The following is a 24,335-nucleotide window of genomic DNA, read 5'->3' on the forward strand; positions in this document are numbered from 1 at the left end:
AAATACCAACCTTCGTTACATTGTCAAAGCCGCTACTTTATTCAGGCTCCTAGGTTCATCTGGTGATACAGATGGTTCACTCGTTTAGCGGTGAACAGCGCTTCATACGACTTCACGTCGCACGCCCCATTATTTGTTAGACTAAATACTCAATCAAATACTATTAATAAAAATGATCATACAAATACTAATGTGAGCCTGATAAGCACATTTCTTGATGAAATCTACTTATGCTCTTTCTCCATACTTTGGGAACTCTACTATAAACGTATTCCTACTATTTTCTCTGGGAATGAGCTCAAGTGTTGCACGGTGTAGTGCAGTAATGTCTTTGCAAATTGACATCCCTAAACCCGCACCGTCGCCATGTTCGGAATGACCCCGATAAAACTGTTCGAAGATTCTTTCACGAGTTTCTTTCGGGATGTCTGGGCCAGTATCGGAAATTAAAACTTTGATTGTATTATTTTTCTCTATGACGCTGACTTGGATGTCACTGTGTTCGCCGGAGTAACGAATCGCATTATCGACGAGGTTACGAAATAACACCTCTAACAACATTCGATCACCTGATATAGCGATGTTGGAAGATGATAAACTGATGTCTTGCTTATGCTTCAATGCTAACGGTGCCAAATCAGCAACAACGGTTTGCAACAAAGGGGTTAGTTCAACGGTGTCGAATACACGTTCTGATAAGCTATCTACTTTAGCTAAAGTCAGTAGCTGATGGATAAGGCGGTCAGTGCGTTCAATGCCTTGCAGAATGTTGAGTAAATCTCCTCTCAGTTGCTCCGGATCATTACTTTCAAGCGCATTTTCTACGTTAAGACGAAGGATTGTTAGTGGGGTTTTTAGTTCATGCGCTGCAGCACGTGTAAAGCGTTTCTCTCTTTGCCAGGCTAACTTTAGTTCAGAGAGGAGAGAGTTGAGCGAATCGACAAGTGGTGCGAGTTCAACGGTGTTGTCTTTTACATGAATGCGATCTAATCGGTGTACGTTTCTTTGTGTGATGGCGGTGCGCAGGTCGTTAATCGGTCGGAAATGTTTATCGATCAACCAAAACAGCAAAAGCAACAAAGTTGGTAGTATCAGCAATTGTTCTATTGATGTGGATAGGGCAATTTCGTGGATGATCTCTTTACGTATCTTGTATTTTTCTGCAACCACGACGTATTCATTATCATGTTTTGTTTGTGGTAGTGAAATCTGAAATGTACGCCATTGTGTAGCGTCTTTTACGATATCAGCGTAGCCGTTATTATCAAAGGACGTAGAGAGTGCGTGCAAGCTTTGATCAGAGCTCCAGATTAGTGTGTTGTCTCGATAGAATTGAAAAACCAAGTTTTGTTCATAAGGGTGGCCGAACTTTGTGACATTGTCGTCGTCAGACTTTGACATTGACTCAATGTTTTCCATCCACTCATTAAATAATTCTCGATGGTTAGCGAGAGTCCTCTCTTTCGTTGAAATTGAGAGCGTCAGCAACATTAATTTTGCGGATTGTCCAAGCCTAGCGTCATAAACTTCTTCGACTTCGTGCTTCGCAGATTGGAAACTGAAATAAAGTGAGATAAGTAAGAGAACACTTACCAACACGACTACTGATAGAGTTAACTGACGTTTGATCGAGTACGATTTCTTATCTTTCAAGAATGTACCCCACACCGCGAATATTTTTAATGACCACTTTGGGCGCTTTTTTACGCAAATTGTGAATATGAACTTCGATAGCGTTGTCGCTTGAACCTTCATCCCAGCCGTGCAGTGATTGTTGCAATTGCTCCTTACTTTGCACGCGTCCGGCGTTCGTCATCAAACTGGTGAGGATTTTAAATTCATTGCGTGTGAGTTTAAGCGGCGCGTCATCGTAGCGAATGCTTTGTTCCGATAAGGATAAAGATAACTGTCCAACTTGAATGATTTCTTCTGCACTACCGGATTGACGGCGAATCAACACACGCAAGCGAGCGAGCAACTCTTCGAGTGCAAACGGTTTTCCGAGGTAATCATCTGCGCCGCCATCAAGGCCTTGAACGCGATCGCGAATGTCGTCTCGTGCGGTAAGTATCATCACTGGGAGCTTAAATCCGCCTTTGCGAATATTACGCAGAACTTCCAGTCCATCGATATCGGGGAGAGTGAGATCCAATATTACGGCGGTGAACGCTTCTGTTTTGAGTGCGCTAGTCACGCCAGACCCTTTTTCCACCCAATCCACAGTGTAACCATGGCGACTTAATGAAGTCACCATGGATTGACCGAGTAGTTTGTCATCTTCTACGAGTAATAAGCGCATGATTTATTTCAATCTCCCAAGAGTCGCTTCAATTTCCAGTTTTCGGCCTTTATCTGCCAAAGGTCGGTCAGGGCGAGGTGATGCTTGCATTGCGCGAGTCAAATACACTTTCGCTTCCTTGTCTCGACCTTCTTCTGCAAGGAAGTCTCCATAAAAATAGTTCGGATCGATGCCTTTTGGATTGATCTCTAACGCTTTTTTCAACATTTCTTCGGCTTTATCGTCATCACCAAAGCCAATTGGCCACCCCGGAACTTTGTAATACAGAGAACCTAAACTGGTGTATGCAGAGCCATCGAGCGTTTGCGGTGACGTTGCAATTACCCCTTCGAGTAAAGATTTGGCTTCTTTGGCGAGTGATAGTGCACCTAAGCCACCTTGAGCACCAGCCAGCGATGCTTTATTGATTGCCAGCCAAATAGTGAGCTCGGGATTGCCGGGTTCTATGTCGAGATAAATACTGGTTTTGGCAATCGCACGATGGAAGCATTGTTCCTTCTCGTCACCATCGGGCGTGCTATACTGACATTCCGCCCATTTCTTTTGAACCTGTTGCAGTGGAGCATTACCTGCCAACGCAGCGGTCGAAGCTAACGTTGAACAAACCGTCAAAGCGAAAAGTAGTTGTTTGGTATTCATCGTCCATGTCCTCTTCAGTGACTGACTCGGTTTACGTATTGGTGAATGGTTTCTTGCTGCTTACGAATCGCAGAAGAAACCACGCTTGGAAGTAGTTGATTGATGCGAGCAAAAAGCTTTTCTGGCCAACCAATCCATTTCGCGGAAATTTCTTTTTCCAACATGGTGACAACGTGATCGGCTACAACTTGCGGCGAGTCCGTTTTGTTACCCAGCTGTCGATTCATTTCATTGACGGCATCGCTATTGAGTGAGGTTTCTGTCGCTCTTGGTGCCAAATACAGCGCACGGATTCCGGTTGCGAACAGTTCTCTGTCGAGCGATTCGGTAAAACGGTGCAACCCCGCTTTTGCCGCGCAATAGGAGGTATAGCCTGGGTAGCCAATTGAGCCGAATGTGGAACCAATATTGAGAATCACCCCAGGCTGTTTTAACCACGTCAACGCCGATTGGCACAGCAGCATCGGCGCAACGAGATTGAGTTGGATTTCGTCTGCAACCTGCGTTGGTCGCTTGTGGCATAACAACGAGAAATCGTTGCTGCCTGCATTGTTAATCAGTGCGTCCACTTTTAGATGTTGGCGCGCTCGCTCTTTAATCGTAGTTAATCCTTCTGATGAGGTGATGTCTGCAACGACTAGGTCATGGCGTTCTGGATTCGACAGTTCGCGCTGTAGTGTTTGCAAGCTCTCTTCGTTTCGCCCAACAAGAATGAGGCTGGCACCGCGTTTTGCTAACTCTTGCGCGATGGCTTGCCCTATTCCGCCCGTTGCGCCTGTCAGGAGAATAGTGCTGTTGTTAATGATCATGCTTCACCTCACGCCGCTTGTTGGGTTGAGAAAGAAGGCAAAGAACGCAGCATTTGTCCGTACAATGCGAACACCATTTTTGCGGAGTCGATGATGACTTGTTGATCTTCCACTTTGGTGGTTTTGTTCATCAGTGATTCAAAAAATTGCAGATGATCTTGGTCTAACACGCTGTGTGAAACCAGGTAAGTCATTGCTGAAGGCGGTAGGCTTAGCGTTGACTGGATTTTTTCTGCCATTTGGCCACCAATGCCGACGCTGGTGCCTTCTAATACCCACACCATCCCAAACAGCGCGAGTGGGTTGTGGCGGTCAATTTTGTGGTAAAGGTAGGAAACCATCAATTCAATCGGCGCACCGACTTGACCTATACCTTTGTTATTGCGTACCGCTTCGGCATCGCCGCCGCACGCTTTGATGTCATTTAAAATCCATTCTTGATGGCCTTTCTCTTCCTCGATGTATTCGGCAATGGCATCTCGTACCCATTCGTATTCGCCAGATAGTCGGCCTCCACACGCCATCAGCAAGGGAACGGTGTGCTTAACGTGATGGTAAGCTTGGGTGAGAAAGGCGATATACATATCTTTGGAAATGTTTCCTTGTTGAACCTCTGCGATGACTGGCGCAGTTAACATTGCTTGTTGAGCAGCGGCAGTGCTTTGTTTGAGTTGTTCGAAAAATAAAGTCATAACCTTCTCCTTAAGAAGCCGTTAACTAAGATGCAGTTTGGAAAGACGTAATGTGTTGCTGAAAGGGCAAATCGATGCGTTGGAGCTTTTGCGCTTGCAGCGTTAATTCAGGCGTTGTGCTCGCTAATAACTGAGCCACATCATGTTCGATTTGATTTCGTTTGAGCTTGCCGTTATCCGTGTACCAATCAGAGATGGCTCGTGGGTAGTCCAGTAGCAATAAGGTTCGGATTTGTGCGTAATCGGGTAGGGTTCGGTTTAATGCATGAACCTTTGATTCGACGTCTTCACTATTGGCAATGACAGCGCATAATGTTTGTTGGCTATCGCCAGTAACGATCAGCGGCGTCATCGGCAAAAACGCCAACGCTTCTGATTCAATCCATTCCGGTGAGACATTTCTGCCATACGCGGTGACGATAAGGTTCTTCTTACGCCCCGAGAGAGTGACAAAACCTTGCGCGTCAATTTGGACTAAGTCGCCAGTTGCTAACCATTCTTGAGTAAACGGCTCATTCAAATAACCAAGAGCAACGTTGCCTTTGACGAGCAGTTCACCATCTTCCGCGATACGAATCTGAGCGTGGGGAAGTGGTTTGCCACACGTTCCTGCTTTAAATGCGGCTGGTGTATTCAAACAAACGACGGAGCCACATTCAGACAAGCCATAACCTTCAAACGCAGGGATGTTCAGCGCATGCGCGGTGTTAATCAGTTGCGACGACACTCTTGCGCCGCCAACAGCAACAAATTTTAGAGAATCCACAAGAGAGGGCTGCTGTTTCGCGATATGAATGAGCGCAAGCAATAAAGCCGGTGTTAGCACTAAGCTTTCTGGTTTGATGGTCGCTAATGCTTGTGCAAACAGATGCGGTTCGAATTGGCTTGAACCGAGTAAGCCGGTTTGCTCTCCGGGTAAAATATATGACGTCACGCCCAACATGAGTGGGACATAAACGCCGGTTATGTTCTCGAGAAGCGTCGATAACGGAAGCAGCACTAAGTGTGAGTGCGCCGTGCCGTTTACTGCGTCGGCGATCGATTTCGCCACCAAACACAAATGATCATTGCTTAAACACACGCCTTTAGGCTGACCAGTCGAGCCAGACGTAAATGTGATTTTTCCGGTTTCTGGTAGATAAGCTACCTGTGTATCTTCATCTCTCAACTGGCTACGACGCAGCAAAGGCATATTTGCAATGGAAAACGGATGGTCTTGCTGGTTAAAGCTTTGCTTAGGATTAGAAGCCAACCATGCTTGCCAATCGCCGACTAAAGCATCGACGCCTGATTGCTCTAACGTATGTTCAACTTGTGCATCAGAGAAAAAAGTCGGAATAGGTACGACGACTATGTCTGCCGCCATCGCCGCCAAATCAACAATGGCCCAATCGATACCGTTTTCTGCGCGTAGCGCGAGTGCTTTGATGTTCTGTGCAATAAGCTCGGCGGCAACGAGTTCGATCTTGTTTAACACTTCAGAGTAAGTTAGTTCAACCGTTTGATTCGCTTCGTAGCCGACAAGTGCTGCTCGGTCTGGTGTCGTTTTTGCCCATTTTGTAATGACATCGAGGAGAATATTCATACTTCACCTATATTCTGGCGTTGTGTTTAACCAAGTTGTTCTGGTTGTGTTTGCGGTTTTAACGACGTTTACTTTTCTATCTAGGCTTGTTTGCGTTTTCTTTCTTTGACTAATCGAAGACGTTCGAGTCCTTTTTGCAAATTGCCAGCTAACACACGCGGTTGATGTTCGTAGTATGACCCCCAAGTGGACTCGGCATCGGGGACTTTGTTTTGATCGGCCTGCGCGATGATATGAGGCTCCAATCCTAGGCGCGCCATCATGGCGTGAAGTGGGTCTGTCGCGGTGAAGATACACCATTCAAAACCGAGGTTGACCAGCATTTCTGCGATAAGGTAAAAGTGCAGAGATGACATGCCCTTAGCGAAAGACGCCAAGTGACCAAACTCCACTAAGTTCGAACGTTTTACGTCGCAGTTAAATACGTTAGAAACCAGCTTTTGGGCGTCGTCTTCTAAATACTGTTCAAGGAACAAAGGCTCATCTTCGGCGATGCGAAAGCCGCATACGGAAACAATTTGGCCGCCTTCAATGAGGGTTAAATACGCCGGCATAAACTGTTTGAGCTCGGCAAAGAATGCTTCTTGATAACGCTGAGAAACATGCTCGATAACTTGGCTCCAAAGCGGATGCATTGGATAAACGATGTCTAAAGTAAAGCCATCTGCAGAAGTTTGTGCATGGTGTTTCATGAGCGCTTCCTTTGTTTGAGTAGTTATTAACAAAATAAAACGCGAAACTTAAGAAACTCTTAAGGAATGAGTGTTTGTAAATAAATTATTCTGTAAAGACCACTAAGTAATCTGCACCATCAATATTGGACACCAAGTTAAGCAACTTTCGATACTTTTAGTTATCCATAACTTACTAATTTAGCAAAGCCTCTGAAACGTTTTTGTCCAAAAGTTTGTTGCAAACGTGTCTACTATGTCTGTGATCACCGAGCGGTAATGTTATTGATTATCTAGGGCAAAAATTATTGGAGCCGAGAGCCTCTCAAGCCGCCGCAGTACTGCTTGGTTACCCTTGCAGCGGGCCCGATTACTGGAGAAGTGCTACAGGCAAAACACTGAAAGAGATTTAAGCGGAATCTATTTAGATAAATGCGGCGATAACTCGCTGTTTAAATTGGCCTAACCTCAGTTCATCAAATGCTAAAGTGAACTCTGCATTATTTGAATTCATCATATCTGAAGTATCTCCCCAACTGAGTAAACTTGGTTGGGGTCGATTAGATTGAACGCTTTCCGATACAGTGCTTGATGGTAGGCGTTTTTCATCAATAGCACTCGGCACGTTATTCTCTTGTTTAATGTACATGCAGCTATCAGGAATATCCTGCTCAATTCTTTCAGCAAACCCAATCAAACTTTCTTCGGCAAAGGTATACAACCACGCTTCTTGGTTGGGTGAATCATTGATTCTTAAAATTCGCCCGAGTACTTGCCTGAAGTAGAGTTCCGTTTTTACCGAACTCATATGACAGCAAACCTGTAGCCTTGGAATATCCGTTCCTTCACTTATCATCCCAACACTGACTATCCACTGAACCGTTGAGTGACGAAACGACTCTATTTCGTGTAACGGATTGTCATGGTGATAAGTCACTATGCATGCTGATTGATTAAACTGCTCAACAAGTCGCTTTTGAATGTCTTTAGCGTGCTTAATAGAAGATGCGACCACCAAGCCTCCAGCACTTGGGGACTCTTGCCTTATCTGCGCTAGCTTTTGGCAACCACTATTCAATATGTAATTCATAGCGTCTTCATTATGAATGACGCTTTGATAAGAGACATCGGATTGTTTCAGGCAATCAAGAATCGAAACGAAGTGTTGATTGTCACTACCAGCTTTAATGCTCAGATGTTCATTATCTATCAAAACGATTTTAGGGCGGCGGCATACTTCGTCTTCAACAGCTTGTTGCAAACCGTATTGGTAATCGCAAACAACCTTACCCTCAGGGTCGGAATATTCAGCTATGACAATCGGTAGTCGATCAGAACGCCAAGGAGTACCCGATAGCGCCAGAGTATAACGAGCAAAGCCTTGGATCTTCGAGACAATTTCTAGTCCCCATGAGTTTGACCGCCCCTCATCATCAAACGAACAATGGTGGATCTCATCAAATACGACTAAGACTCGATATTTACTGACGGTGTTCCAAAAGTTCTGTTCTAAAAAACGGATTGATTGATAGGTGTAAGAGCCCTCAAGAGAACCCAAGCCTCCATTAAAGGAACATTCTAGTTTCCATGAAAAGGTCTTTTTCATCCCTTCCGCAACAGTCAGTGAAGGAGAGAAACACAGCACTAAGTCAATCATGCCTTGTTCAAATAACCTACTCGCCACCTCGGCGGCCATAACGGTTTTACCCGCTCCAGGGGTCGCTTGGCAGAAGAAATGTGAATGCTTGTTTGAAGTGAATTTCTCGATAGCTTGAGCTGTACACTCGGCTTGCCATGCTCTTAACATTGAGGAGCCTTACTTTGGGCGACTTGCATCCAGTTGGTTAGTGCATTAATTCTGCCTAATAGCTTGGCTGAGCGTTCTCTTGCCGCATTAAATAGCGGCTGCATATCTTGCTTGTTGTTTGGGAAACGCGTTAACAACGATTGGTATTCCTCAATCTCGCCTAGAGTAATCGCCAACTCGCCTTCATGTTGCTTCTTCTCTTGCTCTAGTGCATTTAGAGAGCACTCTGGAGTCTGAATAGCTATTGAATCGACCTTAGCTTTCTTATTTCGCCCCGATCTAGGCTCAATTGTGAGCGCTTTGAATTCGTTAGTTTGATGGTAGCGTTTGTCTCTGCGAACCCCAATAACAGAAAGCCAACCTTTCTCCTCTAGCGATAGAAGTTGCTTATAAACATACTTTCGAGCGTCGTCCTTGCTCGGGAAGGCTGAAGTACCGTTTAACAAAGCATCCCTAGCTTCTGTGACGGAGAAATTGTCCATCCCTTTTTCAATCAATAGGTTAAACATGTGAGGGTTAATTCTAGTTACTTTCTTCATGTGACTCTTACAGGCAACGAAAACTTAGGATTGCTAAGTATACAAAAATCAGTAAAACTTAGACAATCTAAGTTATCTAAAGGTTGAAAAGAAATGTGTAAGTGCAAAAAGACAACCCAATCCCTGCGAGGCTCAAAGCTGCGCGTAAAAAAGCCAAGATCACCCAAAAAGATTTAGGGGTGAAAATTGGTATGGAGCAAAGTTCTGCTAGCGGTCGTATGAATCATTACGAGAAAGGCAGACATGTACCCGATATTGGTACGCTTGAACGTATGGCTGAAGAGTTAGATGTGCCGCTAAACTACTTTTTTTGTAGGAGCGAATTGAGCGCTGAGTTAGCGTGCGCTATTGATAAGATGACTGATGAAGAGAAGGCGGTGTTGCTGGAGAACCTAAAGAGCGAGAAGTAATGCTTAAGCTTTAAGTCCATTTTTGCTCAATAACATGCTCAACGGAATTGCATCCGTAAAACGAGGGGCGAGAATCTTATCTTCTGAAGTAATGGCATTTAGGTTGTAAGACGATCCAGAGTCAATTTGATGAAGACGAAGCTCCTCTACAGGACAATTAAAGGGATTATCCAAGTAGGGAAACTTAAATGAAAACGTGCGCGACAATATCTCTTTGTCTATCGTATCGACGTTCTCATTGAAACTCATAAGTAGTGCGTCTTTCAAGAAGTGCTTTAACGCTCGGCACTCCCCTCTACACATAATAAACAAAGGATATAACACTTCATTTTTTGTAAGCACTGGCGGTTCATCAAAGCCCATCCTCGCACTCAAACCAGCAACAAATTTAGCAAAGTGCTTTTTTTGCTCCAAGTCAAAATTATAAGATGCCGTTCCACTCGAATGGCTGTTAGCTTTCAAGAGCTTGAAGTACTCAACCTTTCGTCTCCAACTTAACCTCGAGTTCCATTGTGGCTCTGTCGCTATTACATCAGCATATGGCATACCAACCAGCACAAACGAGACTTTTGCTTCTTCACTTATATATTTGAACGTATTAGCAATAGCTTGCCTTTCTTCTGCTGTAGAAAACTCCACAAGCTCTTGAATTTCATTGACGATAATCAGCTCAACAGATTTACGTTTAAGTTGCTTTACGACAGCCTCACCAAGAGCAATTTCATTACGTCGTCGGGTACCTCTTCCGCCTGAATTTCCATCTAAATCGACTAGAAACTGTGTAAGCGTGTTCTGTTCATTTATGCGGCTTGGCACTCTGGTGCTAAGAACAGATTGTTTGCTCCAAGTTGAACTCGGCAGAAAGCGTGATAGATAGTTGTTAATCAAAGCCGTCTTTCCACTTCCGGCGTCACCAGTTAACAAGAAAGACTCCGGTTCACCGCCAAGGGAGTGATTAAAACGAAGCTGATCGAAGATAGAGTAGATTTCAGTTATTGCAGGGTACTCGATAAAGCTGGTTTCAAAGGATCTTAGCTGCTCAAACTGACTAGACGTTAAGTTCAAATTAATACCCCTCAATATCTTCAAAATCATCATCAGATAACTGATCTGAGACATCGAACACTACAGTGGTTTCTTGTTTAACAGGAGTCGTGTTGATGGAGCTTGGCCCCTCTGACCCCACATCATTAAACTTTGCTAATTTCGAAGTATTGCCCGTTTTAGGCAAGCTAGCCTTATTGCTTTTTGCACCGCGGAATCTATCGGTTTCTTCCTGAATACGTTTCTTCATATACAGAAATGTATCCGCAAGCGCCTCATCATCAGCAAGTCGTCTAATGTTAAGCCTGCGTACTTTTTGTATGCGCTCATGTTCAAAAAGGGACAGTCCTTTTGTATATCCACTGTTGTCTACCGCTGGAACTTTTATGTACCTCTTTTCCGATTCTAGATAAACATGGATGTAGCTGATATCTGAAGGGTCTGTTTTGGTCTTAACAAACAGCTTTTTGCCATTGTTAGACGCCCAATATTTACGGTATTCAATAAGTTCTGAGGACTGATAGCGGAGGTTATGAAGCCTGATCCCTGACACTCCAATGGTTCTGGGTCTAAGCAAACCTAGCTCAACTCTCAACTGCTCCTTCTCAGCACCACTGTAGTAAGAGGGAGTCCATTCTGATTGTTTCCACTTGTGGTATGGAATGTCACGTTCTCTTGAATCAGGTGCCATATGGTAATAGTCGACAATCCATTTATGAAGTAGTTCTAGAAATACAGAAACTCTAACCACCGCATCCTTCTTTGGGTTGTAATCTTCTAGTTGAGTAGGGTTGGTGAATGTTTTTCCAGGTAGTGAGTTCACTAACCCTTTATTCATCTGATCAAAGAGCTTTTCGATCCCTGACTTTCTCCAAGGTTTAGCAGTTTGACTATATTGAATGTCAGTTACGAATGGTCTTAAAGAATCTTCTAAACTATCGGTCCAAAATTCAGCGCCATTATCAACAACTAGGTAGTCAATCTTTCCGTGACATGGCCAATCATTCTTTATAGAAGGATAGCTATTTTTTAACCAGCTTTTATCTATTAAAGTATTAAGCAAAGCCTTGCGCACAGAGTCGAAACTGGGATCTCTAAAATTCACACTCAACCCTACGATACACTTACTGAAACGATCATAAAGCATAGTCAGGTAGGGGCGCCCCAAAGGAATATCCAACTCATCATCAATCAAAATCACTGGTACTGGGGTATGGTCAATTTCGACATATTCCATTGGTTTGGTCGCAGCTACTTGCTGACCAACCGAACGAAATTCTCGGTCTGCGTATCGTTTGCCAAACCTTGCGATCGCGACCTCATATGGAGGTAAGCCGTGTATTCGATTGTAAAAAGAGCGCTCTGAAATTGGTTTAATTTTCCCCTCGACAATCCCACGATTTATTTGAATCACTCGACTCTTATAGTATCGGTATGATTCTGCAACGCTAAGTCGCTCACGTGTCAGGTATACGTTCTGAATTGCCTCGTCAATCAAGGATTGCGAATCCATTTCTTTTTGGCGATTGCCCTTAAACATATGCTTCGGAATAAGTGCACATGGGTCTTTACCCGCTTCAAAATAATATTTTTTCCAAGTTGCTAAGGTTCGCCAACTCGGGGGAGTGAGCTGTAATTCTGGTTCAATGAGACTTAAAATAGGGTTCAAGTTTTTCTCGGTCCATCCACCTTTTAAACGTTTTTCCACAAACGCGATGATTTTGATACGACGGAGAACTTCTTGTTGTACCTTCTTTGATTGACTATCGATAGTTGAAGATATTTCAATAGGTTCTTGGATTAGCTTTATTGGTAATTGCTGCGACTCTTCTTCTGAAGCTTCAAACTCATCAAAGAACCCAAATATGCTGTTAGAGTCCGATGGCATAGTTAACACCAAACGTAAGTTTCGAGGCCAAAGCCAATATTGTTGAGGTCTGTTTTGATTTGCCCCGAAGAGATCCAAGGAAGAGTAGAGATAAGTGTGTCTTGCTCCGATAAACCGAAATACAAAGACACCTCTTGTAGCTGCACCATTTGTTTTCGTTGAATAAACGCCAATACTAGCTTTTGAAACTCAGTCACGGTTCGCAATCCGGAATAACGGTGTAGTAACTTAAAGTTATCTAACGTCGATCCCATTCTAATTTGTTTCTCAGTAACCAAAACTAAGCGCCTGTTGAACTCATTCAACGCAACTCTTTGTTTCTCTTCAAATCTATTCCTGAAATCAGGTTTGAGAATCTGACTAGAGTGTTTTACTTCGAAGAGGGTTGACTGCTCGTTGTGATCTGTTACTAAAAAGTCTGGGGTATATCGGCACTTACGATTATTGAATTGATAGTGGAAGCCAAAAGGTTGAGAGGTAAAACTTTTAATGTTTGCGTTATATTCGAGGTGAAAGCAGAAATCGAACTCCAAAATGGAGAGAGTTCGAACAACAGCATCATTCTTCAAGCTCATGAACTTACAGATGTTGTGTACGTGAGATGATTTCTTGGTTTGGTCGAACATAGCAAAATCACTTTTGTTGTAAACCTACAACAAAAAATAGACTATGAAGACTTATGGTGCAAATATGAAGAAAGCCTGCAATTTATGCGAACATATATTGCAGGCTTCATAAGGGGTGGGAACCCAGCCACATCCCGGCACACAAGTCACTCGCTGCGGCTGCTCCCTTCCAGGCCTGACCGAGTTCACGAGCTATTGTTGCGGGAGGACCAGGCCCCCATAGATTCGTTTTCTAAGAGGCTTGCCTCAAAGAGTGATTGGATTATTAAGCATCACAGCAACCATTGCAAGCCCTTCCACCCTATTTTTGAACAATTGCGGTCTAAGTGCTTATCCTTTATTCAAACCACTAGGAAATCGCAGGTAAATTCACCATTTACCTGCATTTGGAAGGTTTGGATTGCTGGAGTACTAGATATCGATGTCTTCGTTATCTTCTGTGCGAATGATGTAGTCTGTCATCCACGCGGTACCTAATAGACACAACCACACCACAAATACTGGGCTTGGTACTTCGATGCTTGGAGTAATCACCAGAGCCGCAAAGCCGACCGTTGGCAGTGTCCAACATAATAGTTTATTCCAGCGGAAGGTTTTCAAGCGCGTCAGCGTTTCCATCGATGCCATGATGCCCGTTATACACAAGGCAACCAAAGCGGCATAAGGTAAATCGGCTATCCATAATGGAAGTATTAAGCCTAATGACCACCAGCTGTGTCGGCTGGCAGGCTTAAGATGATTTGCCGCCCACCAAATTACGATGATAGATAAGGTCTGAAGTGTGGTAACCCAAGGGACACCTTCAAGCTTGCCTGCTGATTGCGTGACCATGATCCCGACCTGCAAAGTAGTCACAATTAAGCCGGAAATAATCACGACCGACAAACTACTGCGTCTTGAGAAGACCACCATCAATAGCGGGAATAGTACCCACGCACTGACAGACAGCGTGATGGGCTGCAAAGGAAGGGTTAGACCATAAGTGGTCATGGAAACAAGCAAAGCTAATCCTGCTATGCCTCCCTGCGGTAAAATCCATAAGGCAGGAATGACCATTGCAAGCACCGGGATATCTCCCTCACTTAAACTGATTGCTCTCGCGCAAACAACCGCTAATAATGTGGTGATCAAGAACTGAAACGTTGTAAATACCATAGCCCTCTCCTTCTACCGATCCGTGGTACCATACCAATCGTAGTAATTAACTGGTCACCCTAGCTTGTTAAAAAACTCGATAACCTCGTTAGATTTTTTGATTGTAGAATAACTACTTATCAAAGCTTCTTATCAAAAAGAGCTGCCTTGCTCTCAAGCTTTTTCCCTGCGCTATTTTTGAACACTTATTTACTGTGATTGGTATTTATGAACTAGGAACATTTAGTATGGACCAATTTTTGAGCCAAATCTTTGCTGTGATTCACCAAATTCCATATGGGAAAGTAACAACTTATGGAGACATAGCACGTTTTTCAGGATTTCCGGGCTATGCGCGCCATGTTGGTAAAGCGCTGGGTAACCTGCCAGAAGGTAGCAAACTGCCTTGGTATCGAGTGATAAACAGCAAGGGTGAAATCTCTTTAAAGGGTGATTCGTTCGACCGACAAAAGCAGCATTTGGTTAAAGAAGGGGTTGAGGTGAGTGATGCAGGAAAGATCAAACTCAGAATATACAAATGGCAGCCCTAGAGCTGCCACTAATCGTCAATTCAACTGGCTAAGTTAAGCCAATCAAGATGCCTTAACAGTGGCATCGATTTCTGATTAACGAACACCAACCAAACGTAGGTCTGCTTGCTGTGTATTTTCTACATCAGTAATTACTGACTTAATCGTGTCCGTTATGAAACGCAGTTTACCGTCAACATGAATCGATGCGCGCATGTTGTAACGGTGGTTAGCTTTAATTTTGTCGTTGTCGTAGCTCAGCTCGAATGCGAACGGTACTTGCTTACCGTCTGTGGTGAACTCTTGAGTTGCGATAACCGTCGATGGTGCATCAGCCAGTGAGATATCTTCTAGCGTAACGGTAACCACTGCATTCTCTGGCAATGCAATTCTTTCACGGTAGCTTACTGTTCCTGAAATCACTTGAGTGTTCTCTGCAACCACTGCTTGAGAAGCGCTCGTTTCTGATGTTGCTTGGCAACCAACAAGTAGGCCAAACGATACTAAAGACGTAATAAGAATTAGAGCCTTTTTCATATTCAATTTCTCTCAACATGTTTGCCGGACTCGGCAAATCTACTCACCAATTATAAGAGAGCTTTCATATTCTGTCTTGAAACCCTATGATTTATTGACAGATATCTGACTAAGCTAAATGATTAACACCATAATCTGACACCCATTTTACGAAGAGGAATGCTGGCGATGAGTCAACCTTTACAAGAATTACTAAGTTTACTTCAGCTAGAAAAACTGGAAGAAGGTTTATTCCGTGGGCAAAGTGAGAACCTAGGCCTACCACAGGTATACGGCGGTCAGGTATTGGGACAAGCGCTTTCTGCTGCTCGTTATACCGTTCAAGACGACCGTAGTGTTCACTCGTTCCACAGTTATTTTCTGTTTCCCGGCGATCCTGAAAAGCCAATCATTTACGATGTTGAGAACCTACGAGATGGACGCAGCTTTAGCACACGCCGTGTAAAAGCGATTCAAAATGGCCGCCCTATTTTCTATCTCACTGCTTCTTATCATGGCGATGCGCCAGGGTTTGAGCACCAGATTTCAATGCCTGATATTCCGGGACCAGAGAACTTTGCCTCAGAAACTGAATTAGCGAGCCACATTGCGGAATTCTTACCAGAGAAACTGCGCAAAACCTTCTGTGGCGAAAAGCCGATTGAGATGCGTCCGGTGACGGTGGTAAACCCACTGAAACCTAAGAAGACGGAAGCGAAACAATACCTTTGGGTAAGAGCGAATGGCGCGATGCCAGACAACCACTTGATCCACCAATACCTGCTTGCCTACGCATCGGATTGGGGATTCTTAGTGACGGCGCTTCACCCACATGAAGTCTCTATCATGACGCCAAATTTTCAAGTGGCGACGATTGACCACTCAATCTGGTTCCACCGCCCATTCAAAATGGACGAATGGCTGCTTTATGCGATTGAAAGCCCAACGGCAGCGAACACTCGCGGCCTAGTGCGCGGCGAGATCTTCAACCAGAAAGGTGAGCTGGTAGCGACAGCAGTACAAGAAGGTGTGATGCGTTTTACTAAATAGCACTCAAATAAATAGCGGATAAACGCTTCTTACAAGCCCCAAATACGCACAAACAAAAAGAGGCTAGGTTTAATACCTAGCCTCTTTCTTTAATGACGCTTAAGAAAACTCGTCACGCAAAAATCAATAAAACCTACTCAACTTCTAACGTTGGCTCAAACTCGCCTTGAACTCGCGTTTTAATGCCATCACCTGCGTCTCGTAGAAGGTTAAATGGCGATAACACTACGCCTTTCACCGCGCCCTCAGCGGCTCCCTGAGCGAGTTCCTTACTCTTATCAGCTAACAAATTAGCTTGTGCCAAAATACCTGGGACTTCCGCTCGTAGCATTTCAGATTCCGTGACGATGACAGGAATAGTCTGTTCGCGGTAAGACTTACTTTCAGCGAGCATTGGTGGCATTACGTCTACGCGGTATCTCTTTAATTCAGTTAATGTTGGTGGAATAACATCGGTTCTTACCTGCTCGACTTCCGTTCGAACATTTTTCACTTCATCTAATATCGCAGGGATTTTGTTGTCGACCGAGGCTACGGTTTGATTCACATCATCGATCGTCTTTCTAACTTCTTCGACAGTGTTTAACACCTGAGGAGCAAGATCGCTGACATGTTCTGCAAGCGCTAATAGCTCTTCTACTTTGAGCCCTTTGGTGAGGCCCGATATGTCTTCGATAACTTGCGGGTAAGTATCAACGATTTCACCGACTTTATTAGTCAATGAGTAGATGGTGTAACCCAAGTAAAAAATGGCGACCGCCAGTACCAGCTGGATAGCGGTAGATACTTTTGCAAACATGAATAATCCTTTTCTTTATCGCAGAGACGAGATCTAAACTGAGAAGATAGTTAAACTAAAGCGATAGTTAATCTATTACTAGGCGCAGCTTAAAGCGGCAATGCTGTCGTGTACTTCAATGGTTCCATCGCAAACGTCGAGGTCACATTAGAGATACCATCAATGCTATTCACCAAGCGCTTATAGAAATCATCAAAGCACTTCATGTCTTTAACCTGAACCTTCATCATATAATCATATTCGCCAGCCATGCGATAGAACTCCATCACTTCTGGAAATTCCGACACAGTATTCACAAAACGACCATACCACTCATGAGAATGATCACTGGTTTTCACCAATACGAACGCAGTAAAGGAAAGATCCAGTTTTTCCGGGTTCAGCAGTGCAACTCTTTTCTCAATAATGCCGTTCTCTTCGAGGCGCTTAAGCCTTTTCCAACAAGGCGTTGTAGTGAGATTGACCGCTTCAGAAATATCGTTCAATGACAGGGTGCTGTCTTCTTGCAGTAAGCCTAATATTTTTTTATCTACGGCATCTATCACACTTTTCACCAAATCGCATTTAAAGAGAATAATTTTCTACAATTTAAGCAAAACAAAGCAAATATGGCAAAGTTTTTCTCTCCGATTATAGATAAATTAGAACCATACCAATTACAAGAATTCCTACACTCGATCAGGAGAACGCTTATGTGCACTGACCATCAATGGATTAACAACGCGATTCGTAAAATTGAAGCGGACTACCAACGCTCAGCGGATACGCACCTTATCAAGCTCGAACTACCAAGTATCGAAGGCATTGATGTTTACCTTAAAGATGAAAGCACACACCCAACGGGTTCTTTGAAGCACCGCTTAGCGCGTTCTCTGTTCTTATACGCTATCTGTAATGGTTGGGTTGGTCCAGAAACGACGATCATTGAATCTTCATCAGGCAGCACAGCCGTGTCTGAGGCTTACTTTGCTCGCCTACTAGGTCTCCCGTTTATTGCGGTAATGCCAAAATGCACAGCGAAGAAGAAAATTGAGCAGATTGAATTCTACGGCGGCCAAGCGCATCTTGTGGACCGCTCAGATGAAATTTACGATGAGTCTCGCCGTTTAGCAGAAGAATTGAATGGTCATTACATGGATCAATTTACTTACGCTGAGCGCGCAACCGACTGGCGTGGTAACAACAACATCGCGAACTCGATTTTCAATCAAATGCAGATGGAAGATCACCCAGTTCCAGCTTGGGTAGTAATGAGCCCAGGTACTGGCGGTACTTCAGCGACGATTGGCCGTTTCATTCGCTACCAACAACATGAAACTAAGCTTTGTGTTGTCGACCCTGAGAACTCTGTATTCCACGAATACTTCCAAACAGGCAATGCGAACGTGAAAGGTAGTACATTCAGCAAGATTGAAGGCATTGGTCGCCCACGAGCAGAACCAAGCTTCATTCCTGGTGTGGTTGACGAAATGCGTAAAATCCCAGACGCAGCAAGTATCGCAACGACACATTGGTTATCTGACATTCTTGGTCGCAAGGTCGGCGCATCAACCGGGACTAACATGTACGGTGTGCTTCAGTTAGCCAGTGAAATGAAAGCACGTGGCGAAAAAGGTTCTATCGTGACTTTGCTATGTGACAGCGGTGAGCGTTACCTAGATACTTACTTCAATGACGAGTGGGTAAATCTGAATATCGGTGACCTACAACCTTATGCAGCGAAGTTAGAAGCTTTCTCGCAAACGGGTGAGTTGGCTTAAGTTCAAAACCGATAGTTCGAAATAGAAAAGAGCCCATCAAGGTACTATATATAACTTGATGGGCTCTTTTTGTTTATTCATTCTATTAGTCAGCCACTAACGAGAACAAATTACTCTGGCTTCTGCTTCGCTTCAAATGCCGCGAGTTGTTCAGGCGTCGCTTTTGGTTGATGGTTTTGTTTCCACTCATCGTAAGTCATGCCGTATACACGCTCACGAGCGTCATCGATATCCAAGTCTAAGCCTTGTTGCTCTGCTTCCGCTTTGTACCATTTACTGAAACAGTTTCGGCAGAAGCCAGCCAAGATCATCAGATCGATGTTCTGCACATCTTTATTGTTATCTAGGTGTGCTAGCAGGCGACGAAAGGTTGCTGCATCCAGCTTATCTTGTTCTTCTTGAGAAAGATCTTTGTATTTAAATTCAGCCACTTTACTTTCCTTTATTCGATCTATTGTATTAATTCGTTGAGCTCTGTTTGTTATACAAAAAAAGCCTGCAATTCGCTAGGAGCAAACGCAGGCTTTTCAATATTGTTACACTATTCCGTGTTCATTAATCGTGCGTGTTCATTAACCGTGAGAGGTTCTTCCCACGTTGTCATGGCTAAGCTCTTTATTAAGTTCCGCTTCCACGTGACCCGGAGAGCGTGTTGATCCTGAAATCAGTCGGTACATCGCAGGGATAACGAACAGAGTTACCAATGTCGCGAAGCCCATACCGAAGAAGATAACCGTACCCACAGCCACTCGGCTTTCATAGCCTGCGCCCGTTGAAGTAATCAATGGGATTGCACCGGCTAGTGTGGTGAACGCCGTCATCAAGATTGGACGTAAACGTCGAGCCGAAGCATCAATGATCGCCTTTTCAAACTCAATGCCACGGTCACGAAGTTGGTTAGCAAACTCTACGATCAAGATACCGTTTTTGGTCACCATACCGATCAACATGATCATACCAATCTGGCTGTAGACATTGAGCCCTTGACTCATCAGCACCAAGCCTAAGAAGCCACCGAAGATACCCATAGGTACGGTGAACATCACCACCAGCGGGTTAATGAAGCTTTCAAACTGCGCGGCCAGTACCAAGTATGCGACCAGCATCGCTAGCGCAAACACCACTAGGATACTTGATTGGTTCTCTTTAAAGTCTTTTGACTCGCCAGAGTAGCTCACTGAAATATCACCCGGTAGCTGTTCAATCGCTTGTTCATCAAGGAAATCGAGCGCGTCACCCAGCGTGTAACCTTCCATTAAGTTCGCTTTAATGGTCACCGATTTCTGCTTGTTGTAGTGCGACAAACGAATCGATGAAGCCACTTCTTCAATGTGCGTCAGCGTATCAAGTGTAACCAGCTCACCAGACTGAGTTCGCATGTAGATTTGGCTTAGATCGTTCGCGTTGTTGAAGCTGTTTTCATCACCACGCAGATACACGTCGTACTCTTCACCACGGTCAACGAAGGTCGTTTCACTGCGGCCGCCAAGCATGATTTCTAACGTATCTGAAATGTCTGAAACGCTAACACCTAGCTCTGCTGCACGCTGCTTATCTACGGTTACCAATAGCTCTGGTGTTTTCTCAGAGTAATCGATGTCCGCGCCTTCCATCATTGGAGAATCTTCAGCCGCTTGTTTTAAGAGCTCTGCCCACTTCTGAAGTTCAGAGTAATCAGAACCGCCAAGTACGAATTGAACAGGCTCACTTGAACCACCTTTGAAGCCCGGCATGAACGGGAATACACGCACATCTGGAATGCCGTTCAACGATTTACGAACTTCGTTCAACGCTTCTTGTGCGGTAACGTCACGCTCATCCCAGTCTTCTAGTATCATGATTACGAAGCCCGTTTGGTCACCCGCATTACCACCAAACGCTGGTGATTGAATACTGAATGACTTCAAGAAGCCCTGACCAAGCAATGGCATTAGACGCTCTTCAACGATGTCCATGTTGGCAGACATACGGTTGTAACTGGTTGCATCGGCACCACGAACAAACGCAAAGATAACACCACGGTCTTCTTGCGGCGTCAGTTGCGACGGCACTTGTTGCATCAAGCCATAACTACCGCCCATACACGCGATAATGATAATTGGAGCTGCCCAACGCCAATTTAGAGCACGGCGCAATACCGCGCGATATCCAGACTCAAGCTTGCCAAATACGCGCTCGACAAACAGATTAAAACGGTTTGGTTTAACGTTCGCTTTTAGGATTTTACTGCCTAATACTGGCGTTAACGTTAATGCAACTAGCGACGAGAAGATCACCGACATAGCGAGCAATACAGAGAACTCGGTAAACAACAGTCCAACCATGCCATCCATGAAAGAGATTGGTAGGAATACCATCACCAATACAAGCGTCGTTGCGATTACCGCGAAGCCTACTTCACGAGTACCTTTATAGGCAGCAAGCAGTGGTGACTCACCACGTTCAATGTGGTGGAAAATGTTTTCAACCACTACGATCGCATCATCTACTACCAAACCAATCGACAGGATAAGTGCCATCAGGGTAATCAGGTTGATGGAGAAACCGAAGTAGTACGCGGCAATAAACGACGAGATCAGAGATACAGGTACGGTTACCGCTGGAATAAGTGTTGCACGTGCTTGACCAATAAAGATGTAAAGCACAAGGATAACCAAGCCACCCGTGATAAAGAGTGTGCTGTATACCTCTGAGATTGAACGGTCAATAAAGACTGTTGAGTCATAATCGACAGCTAAACGAGTACCGTCTGGCAAGAACTTTTGAATTGCTTCGACTTCTTTATGGACTAAGTCAGCCACCTCAAGTGGGTTCGCATCTGACTGAGGCACGATACCCATACTTACGTTAACAACGCCGTCACTCTTAAAGGTCGAGTTCTCGTTTTCTGCGCCAATGTAAACATCCGCTACGTCTTTCAAGTAGATAGGTGTGTTATCAGAGGCACGTTTAACGACTAGATATTCGAAATCTTCCGCTTCAGTGTAAGAACGAGCAGTACGAACCGACATCACAATCGCATCGTTACGTACTTCACCACCTGGGCTTTCAATGTTCTCACTGTTCAGAGCAGAAGTGATGTCCGAGGTAGTAACGCCACGACCCGCCATCTGCGCAGGTTTCAGCTTCACGTACATTACTTTGTACAAGCCACCTGAGATATCCACCGAGCTCACGCCAGAAATCAAACTAAAGCGGTCAATCAACACACGTTCGGTGTAGTCGGTTAACTGCGTTCGGTCCATCTCCGTCGAACTTAAGTTGATGTAGACCGAAGCTTCACCACTACCATTGTTCTTATAAACAATTGGGTCGTCGGCTTCATCTGGCAATGAACGCTGCGCACGAGCTACAGCATCACGAACATCACTCACACCGGTATTGAGGTCGTAACCAAGCTCAAAAGTAATCGTGATACGCGACATACCGTTACGCGTTGTGGATTCGATCTCATCGATACCACTGATGCCGGATAACTGGTCTTCAAGGTTGGAGGTTATTTGGCTTTCAATGATGGTGGCAGACGCACCCTCATAACGAGTACTGATCGATACTACCGGGCTTTCAATATCTGGCATCTCACGAACCGCGAGCTTATTGAAAGAGACAATACCAAACACAACCAATAGTAGGCTCAATACGACGGCCGCTACTGGTCTCTTTACAGAAACATCAGATAACAACATTAGTTAGCGCCTTCTTGTGCTTTTTTATCACTTGCTGCATCAGCTGGGCGATTAACGGCAAGCTCTTGAACCAAGACGCCGTCACGCATGTTCACGATACCTTGCACCACGATCTTCTGGCCAATTTCGATGCCTTTGTCGATCACGACTTCGTTATCGATACGTGCCCCAAGGAAAACTTCTGTACGAGTTGCTTTATTATCTTCGTCGATAACATAAACGAAACGCTTCGTACCTGAATACTCAAGCGCTTGAACTGGAATGATTGGCGCTTCCACTGGTGGGAAGTCCATATCCGCCGCCACTAACATACCTGGCTTTAGATAATCATTATTGTTGTCGAAGTGGATTCGAACTCGAAGGTTCAAGGTTTCAGCGTTAATACGAGAATCAATGCCTACTACAGTACCAGTGAACTGAGTGTCGCCCCATGCGCTAGTACGAGCCGTTACTTTCATACCTTTAGACAGTTTAGAAAGGTAGCGCTCCGGGATCTGCAGATCTAATTGCATTACCGATAGGTCATCTAGAGTTACGAGTTCAGTACCGGCTGTCACCATTTTACCGCGGCTAAAGTCGATAAAACCAACAGTGCCCGAGAATGGCGCGCTGATGTGAAGATCTTTCAGGTTGGCATTTGCAGCAGCTAAACGAGCATTGGCGATCTCTACATTGGTTTTCTGAGCGTCAATTTCAGTTTGCGTGATCGCGTTACGTTTCACTAGGCGTTGAAATTCCGCCAGCTTACGTTGCTCGTCTTTTAGATAAGCTTGCGCTTCTGCAACTGCCGCTTTTGCTTTGTCATCGTCGAGTTGAACCAACATCTGCCCTTTAGTGACATCTTGATTGGCTTTAATGTTGATAGAGTCCACTCTGCCAGCCACTTCAGAAGTGATCATTACCGATTGCTCGGCTTCTAGCTTACCGACCAACGAAAGAGATTGGCTAACTTGGTGAATATCAACCTGCTCAGTAACAACAGTGACAGTGCTTGGGCCCATACGTTTAGCGAGTACGGCTGGAGACGCCATAAGAATAGACAAGCTAAGCAGGGTTAAAACAGATTTACGCTTCATAATAATGGTCTGCAAGTAAGTTTATACCAATCACAGTGAGTAAGTGGTCAGAAATAGCGTAGGGAAAAGGCTTGAGAACAAGGCAGCTCTTTTCAACAGATAGTTTCGATAAGTAGTTATTCTACAATCAAAATATCTGACGCTGTTCTCGAGCATTTTAGCAAGCTAGAATGACAAGTTACTTACTACGATAGGTATTATTATCTATAAATGAAATTAACCGTATTCTATCAACTGATGAATGCTGTAACGTCAAGAAGTGTAAATCTAGATTAAATTCCATTTACGTTTCATCACGTTTTAGACACATTGAACACAATACAGAAAGCCTGTCACCTCAAGGTGTTACCTATCAGTACGTAAACCTTAGTACAGATGTTCACTTCACGAGCAATATGCGTACTTTTCGCCATCTTTGCCCAAAAAGGCAGCATTTAACACAAAACCATAAGAAAAACCCTTTACAGGTTTAGCGTGTTTGCTATGATGCGCTCCGCACTTGAGAGATGCGTTGGGAAAAACATCTCTTTAGCCTATCCATTATGAGTTAGGAAAAAACACCCTGGAGGGGTTCCCGAGTGGCCAAAGGGAGCAGACTGTAAATCTGCCGGCTCCGCCTTCGATGGTTCGAATCCGTCTCCCTCCACCATATTTCTTCTTATCTCTTTTACAGAGTTAAGAGAACAACCTGATTGATGGGCTTATGGGAAAACATCAATTTAGGCTTACTTTGTGAAGAGTAAGACACACCCTGGAGGGGTTCCCGAGTGGCCAA

Annotated in this window: 23 protein-coding genes, 1 tRNA gene and 1 other RNA gene; 5 read left to right on the forward strand and 20 right to left on the reverse strand. The window is 44.5% G+C overall.

Going from position 1 to position 24,335, the window contains the following annotated elements:
- Window positions 1-228: 228 nt before the first annotated feature.
- From F0229_RS20745 to F0229_RS20790, 9 genes are all read right to left on the reverse strand, one after another.
- Complete coding sequence (locus tag F0229_RS20745; RefSeq protein ID WP_171733607.1) at window positions 229-1,653, reverse strand: cell wall metabolism sensor histidine kinase WalK; 1,425 nt, start codon at window positions 1,651-1,653, stop codon at window positions 229-231.
- Window positions 1,643-2,299, reverse strand: a complete 657-nt coding sequence (locus tag F0229_RS20750; RefSeq protein WP_005393404.1) for a response regulator — start codon at window positions 2,297-2,299, stop codon at window positions 1,643-1,645. Before F0229_RS20750 ends, F0229_RS20745 begins: the two co-directional genes overlap by 11 nt.
- A 3-nt stretch (window positions 2,300-2,302) precedes the next feature.
- On the reverse strand, window positions 2,303-2,938 hold the full coding sequence (locus F0229_RS20755) for a hypothetical protein (RefSeq protein WP_171733608.1): 636 nt from the start codon (window positions 2,936-2,938) through the stop codon (window positions 2,303-2,305).
- A 14-nt stretch (window positions 2,939-2,952) separates the two neighbouring features.
- Window positions 2,953-3,747 (reverse strand): SDR family oxidoreductase, encoded by a 795-nt coding sequence (locus tag F0229_RS20760; protein WP_171733609.1) that lies wholly within the window; start codon window positions 3,745-3,747, stop codon window positions 2,953-2,955.
- A gap of 8 nt (window positions 3,748-3,755) precedes the next feature.
- On the reverse strand, window positions 3,756-4,439 hold the full coding sequence (locus F0229_RS20765) for a TenA family transcriptional regulator (protein ID WP_017063793.1): 684 nt from the start codon (window positions 4,437-4,439) through the stop codon (window positions 3,756-3,758).
- A 25-nt stretch (window positions 4,440-4,464) separates the two neighbouring features.
- On the reverse strand, window positions 4,465-6,024 hold the full coding sequence (locus tag F0229_RS20770) for an AMP-binding protein (protein WP_171733610.1): 1,560 nt from the start codon (window positions 6,022-6,024) through the stop codon (window positions 4,465-4,467).
- Between the two features lie 80 nt (window positions 6,025-6,104).
- Window positions 6,105-6,716, reverse strand: coding sequence for a thermostable hemolysin (locus F0229_RS20775; protein WP_171733611.1), 612 nt, complete (start codon window positions 6,714-6,716; stop codon window positions 6,105-6,107).
- Between the two features lie 403 nt (window positions 6,717-7,119).
- Window positions 7,120-8,502: a DEAD/DEAH box helicase gene (locus tag F0229_RS20785; protein ID WP_171733612.1), complete on the reverse strand. Its 1,383-nt coding sequence runs from the start codon at window positions 8,500-8,502 to the stop codon at window positions 7,120-7,122.
- A complete protein-coding gene (locus tag F0229_RS20790) occupies window positions 8,496-9,041 on the reverse strand; it encodes a hypothetical protein (RefSeq protein ID WP_171733613.1) in 546 nt (181 codons plus the stop codon). Before F0229_RS20790 ends, F0229_RS20785 begins: the two co-directional genes overlap by 7 nt.
- A gap of 101 nt (window positions 9,042-9,142) precedes the next feature.
- Here F0229_RS20790 and F0229_RS20795 point away from each other — a divergent pair, with 101 nt between their 5' ends.
- Window positions 9,143-9,451: a helix-turn-helix domain-containing protein gene (locus F0229_RS20795; protein ID WP_171733614.1), complete on the forward strand. Its 309-nt coding sequence runs from the start codon at window positions 9,143-9,145 to the stop codon at window positions 9,449-9,451.
- Window positions 9,452-9,454: 3 nt separating this feature from the next.
- On the opposite strand, the gene F0229_RS20800 is transcribed toward F0229_RS20795, so the two are convergent.
- From F0229_RS20800 to F0229_RS20820, 5 genes are all read right to left on the reverse strand, one after another.
- Window positions 9,455-10,549 (reverse strand): TniB family NTP-binding protein, encoded by a 1,095-nt coding sequence (locus tag F0229_RS20800; RefSeq protein ID WP_171733618.1) that lies wholly within the window; start codon window positions 10,547-10,549, stop codon window positions 9,455-9,457.
- Entirely contained in the window at window positions 10,518-12,383 is a 1,866-nt protein-coding gene (locus tag F0229_RS20805; protein ID WP_171733615.1) for a Mu transposase C-terminal domain-containing protein, read from the reverse strand. The genes F0229_RS20800 and F0229_RS20805 overlap by 32 nt, the downstream gene beginning before the upstream one ends.
- A 2-nt stretch (window positions 12,384-12,385) precedes the next feature.
- Complete coding sequence (locus F0229_RS20810) at window positions 12,386-13,009, reverse strand: TnsA endonuclease N-terminal domain-containing protein (RefSeq protein WP_102557431.1); 624 nt, start codon at window positions 13,007-13,009, stop codon at window positions 12,386-12,388.
- Window positions 13,010-13,127: 118 nt separating this feature from the next.
- Window positions 13,128-13,224: signal recognition particle sRNA small type (ffs, locus tag F0229_RS20815), an RNA gene on the reverse strand.
- Window positions 13,225-13,420: 196 nt separating this feature from the next.
- Window positions 13,421-14,164 carry a hypothetical protein gene (locus F0229_RS20820; RefSeq protein ID WP_017058953.1) on the reverse strand — a complete coding sequence of 248 codons (744 nt, stop codon included), beginning with the start codon at window positions 14,162-14,164 and terminating at the stop codon, window positions 13,421-13,423.
- Window positions 14,165-14,391: 227 nt separating this feature from the next.
- On the opposite strand from F0229_RS20820, the gene F0229_RS20825 reads away from it, so the two are divergent.
- A complete protein-coding gene (locus F0229_RS20825) occupies window positions 14,392-14,694 on the forward strand; it encodes an MGMT family protein (RefSeq protein WP_060982945.1) in 303 nt (100 codons plus the stop codon).
- 75 nt (window positions 14,695-14,769) lie between these two features.
- Here F0229_RS20825 and F0229_RS20830 read toward each other — a convergent pair whose 3' ends face one another.
- The gene (locus F0229_RS20830; protein WP_171733616.1) at window positions 14,770-15,210 is read right to left on the reverse strand and encodes a YbaY family lipoprotein; all 441 of its coding nucleotides are present in this window, start codon (window positions 15,208-15,210) and stop codon (window positions 14,770-14,772) included.
- Window positions 15,211-15,378: 168 nt separating this feature from the next.
- Here F0229_RS20830 and tesB point away from each other — a divergent pair, with 168 nt between their 5' ends.
- Window positions 15,379-16,239, forward strand: a complete 861-nt coding sequence (gene tesB / locus F0229_RS20835; RefSeq protein WP_029235187.1) for an acyl-CoA thioesterase II — start codon at window positions 15,379-15,381, stop codon at window positions 16,237-16,239.
- A 133-nt stretch (window positions 16,240-16,372) separates the two neighbouring features.
- On the opposite strand, the gene F0229_RS20840 is transcribed toward tesB, so the two are convergent.
- Together F0229_RS20840 and F0229_RS20845 are read right to left on the reverse strand one after the other, a co-directional pair.
- Window positions 16,373-17,038 (reverse strand): hypothetical protein, encoded by a 666-nt coding sequence (locus tag F0229_RS20840; RefSeq protein ID WP_017070264.1) that lies wholly within the window; start codon window positions 17,036-17,038, stop codon window positions 16,373-16,375.
- An 89-nt stretch (window positions 17,039-17,127) separates the two neighbouring features.
- The gene (locus F0229_RS20845) at window positions 17,128-17,583 is read right to left on the reverse strand and encodes an Lrp/AsnC family transcriptional regulator (protein WP_017056968.1); all 456 of its coding nucleotides are present in this window, start codon (window positions 17,581-17,583) and stop codon (window positions 17,128-17,130) included.
- A gap of 147 nt (window positions 17,584-17,730) precedes the next feature.
- Between F0229_RS20845 and F0229_RS20850 the strand changes: the two genes are divergently transcribed.
- Window positions 17,731-18,798 (forward strand): PLP-dependent cysteine synthase family protein, encoded by a 1,068-nt coding sequence (locus F0229_RS20850; RefSeq protein ID WP_102462568.1) that lies wholly within the window; start codon window positions 17,731-17,733, stop codon window positions 18,796-18,798.
- A gap of 110 nt (window positions 18,799-18,908) precedes the next feature.
- Here F0229_RS20850 and F0229_RS20855 read toward each other — a convergent pair whose 3' ends face one another.
- From F0229_RS20855 to F0229_RS20865, 3 genes are all read right to left on the reverse strand, one after another.
- Window positions 18,909-19,229: a DUF1244 domain-containing protein gene (locus tag F0229_RS20855; RefSeq protein ID WP_004736423.1), complete on the reverse strand. Its 321-nt coding sequence runs from the start codon at window positions 19,227-19,229 to the stop codon at window positions 18,909-18,911.
- 141 nt (window positions 19,230-19,370) lie between these two features.
- Window positions 19,371-22,484, reverse strand: coding sequence for a vibriobactin export RND transporter permease subunit VexH (gene vexH, locus F0229_RS20860; RefSeq protein WP_171733617.1), 3,114 nt, complete (start codon window positions 22,482-22,484; stop codon window positions 19,371-19,373).
- Window positions 22,484-23,560: an efflux RND transporter periplasmic adaptor subunit gene (locus F0229_RS20865; RefSeq protein WP_102393841.1), complete on the reverse strand. Its 1,077-nt coding sequence runs from the start codon at window positions 23,558-23,560 to the stop codon at window positions 22,484-22,486. The genes vexH and F0229_RS20865 overlap by 1 nt, the downstream gene beginning before the upstream one ends.
- Before the next feature lie 564 nt (window positions 23,561-24,124).
- Between F0229_RS20865 and F0229_RS20870 the strand changes: the two genes are divergently transcribed.
- Window positions 24,125-24,209 (forward strand) — tRNA-Tyr (locus tag F0229_RS20870).
- The last annotated feature ends 126 nt before the right edge of the window (window positions 24,210-24,335 follow it).

This window comes from Vibrio sp. AIC-3 (genome assembly GCF_013114515.1).
Taxonomy (GTDB): Bacteria; Pseudomonadota; Gammaproteobacteria; order Enterobacterales; family Vibrionaceae; genus Vibrio; species Vibrio crassostreae_C.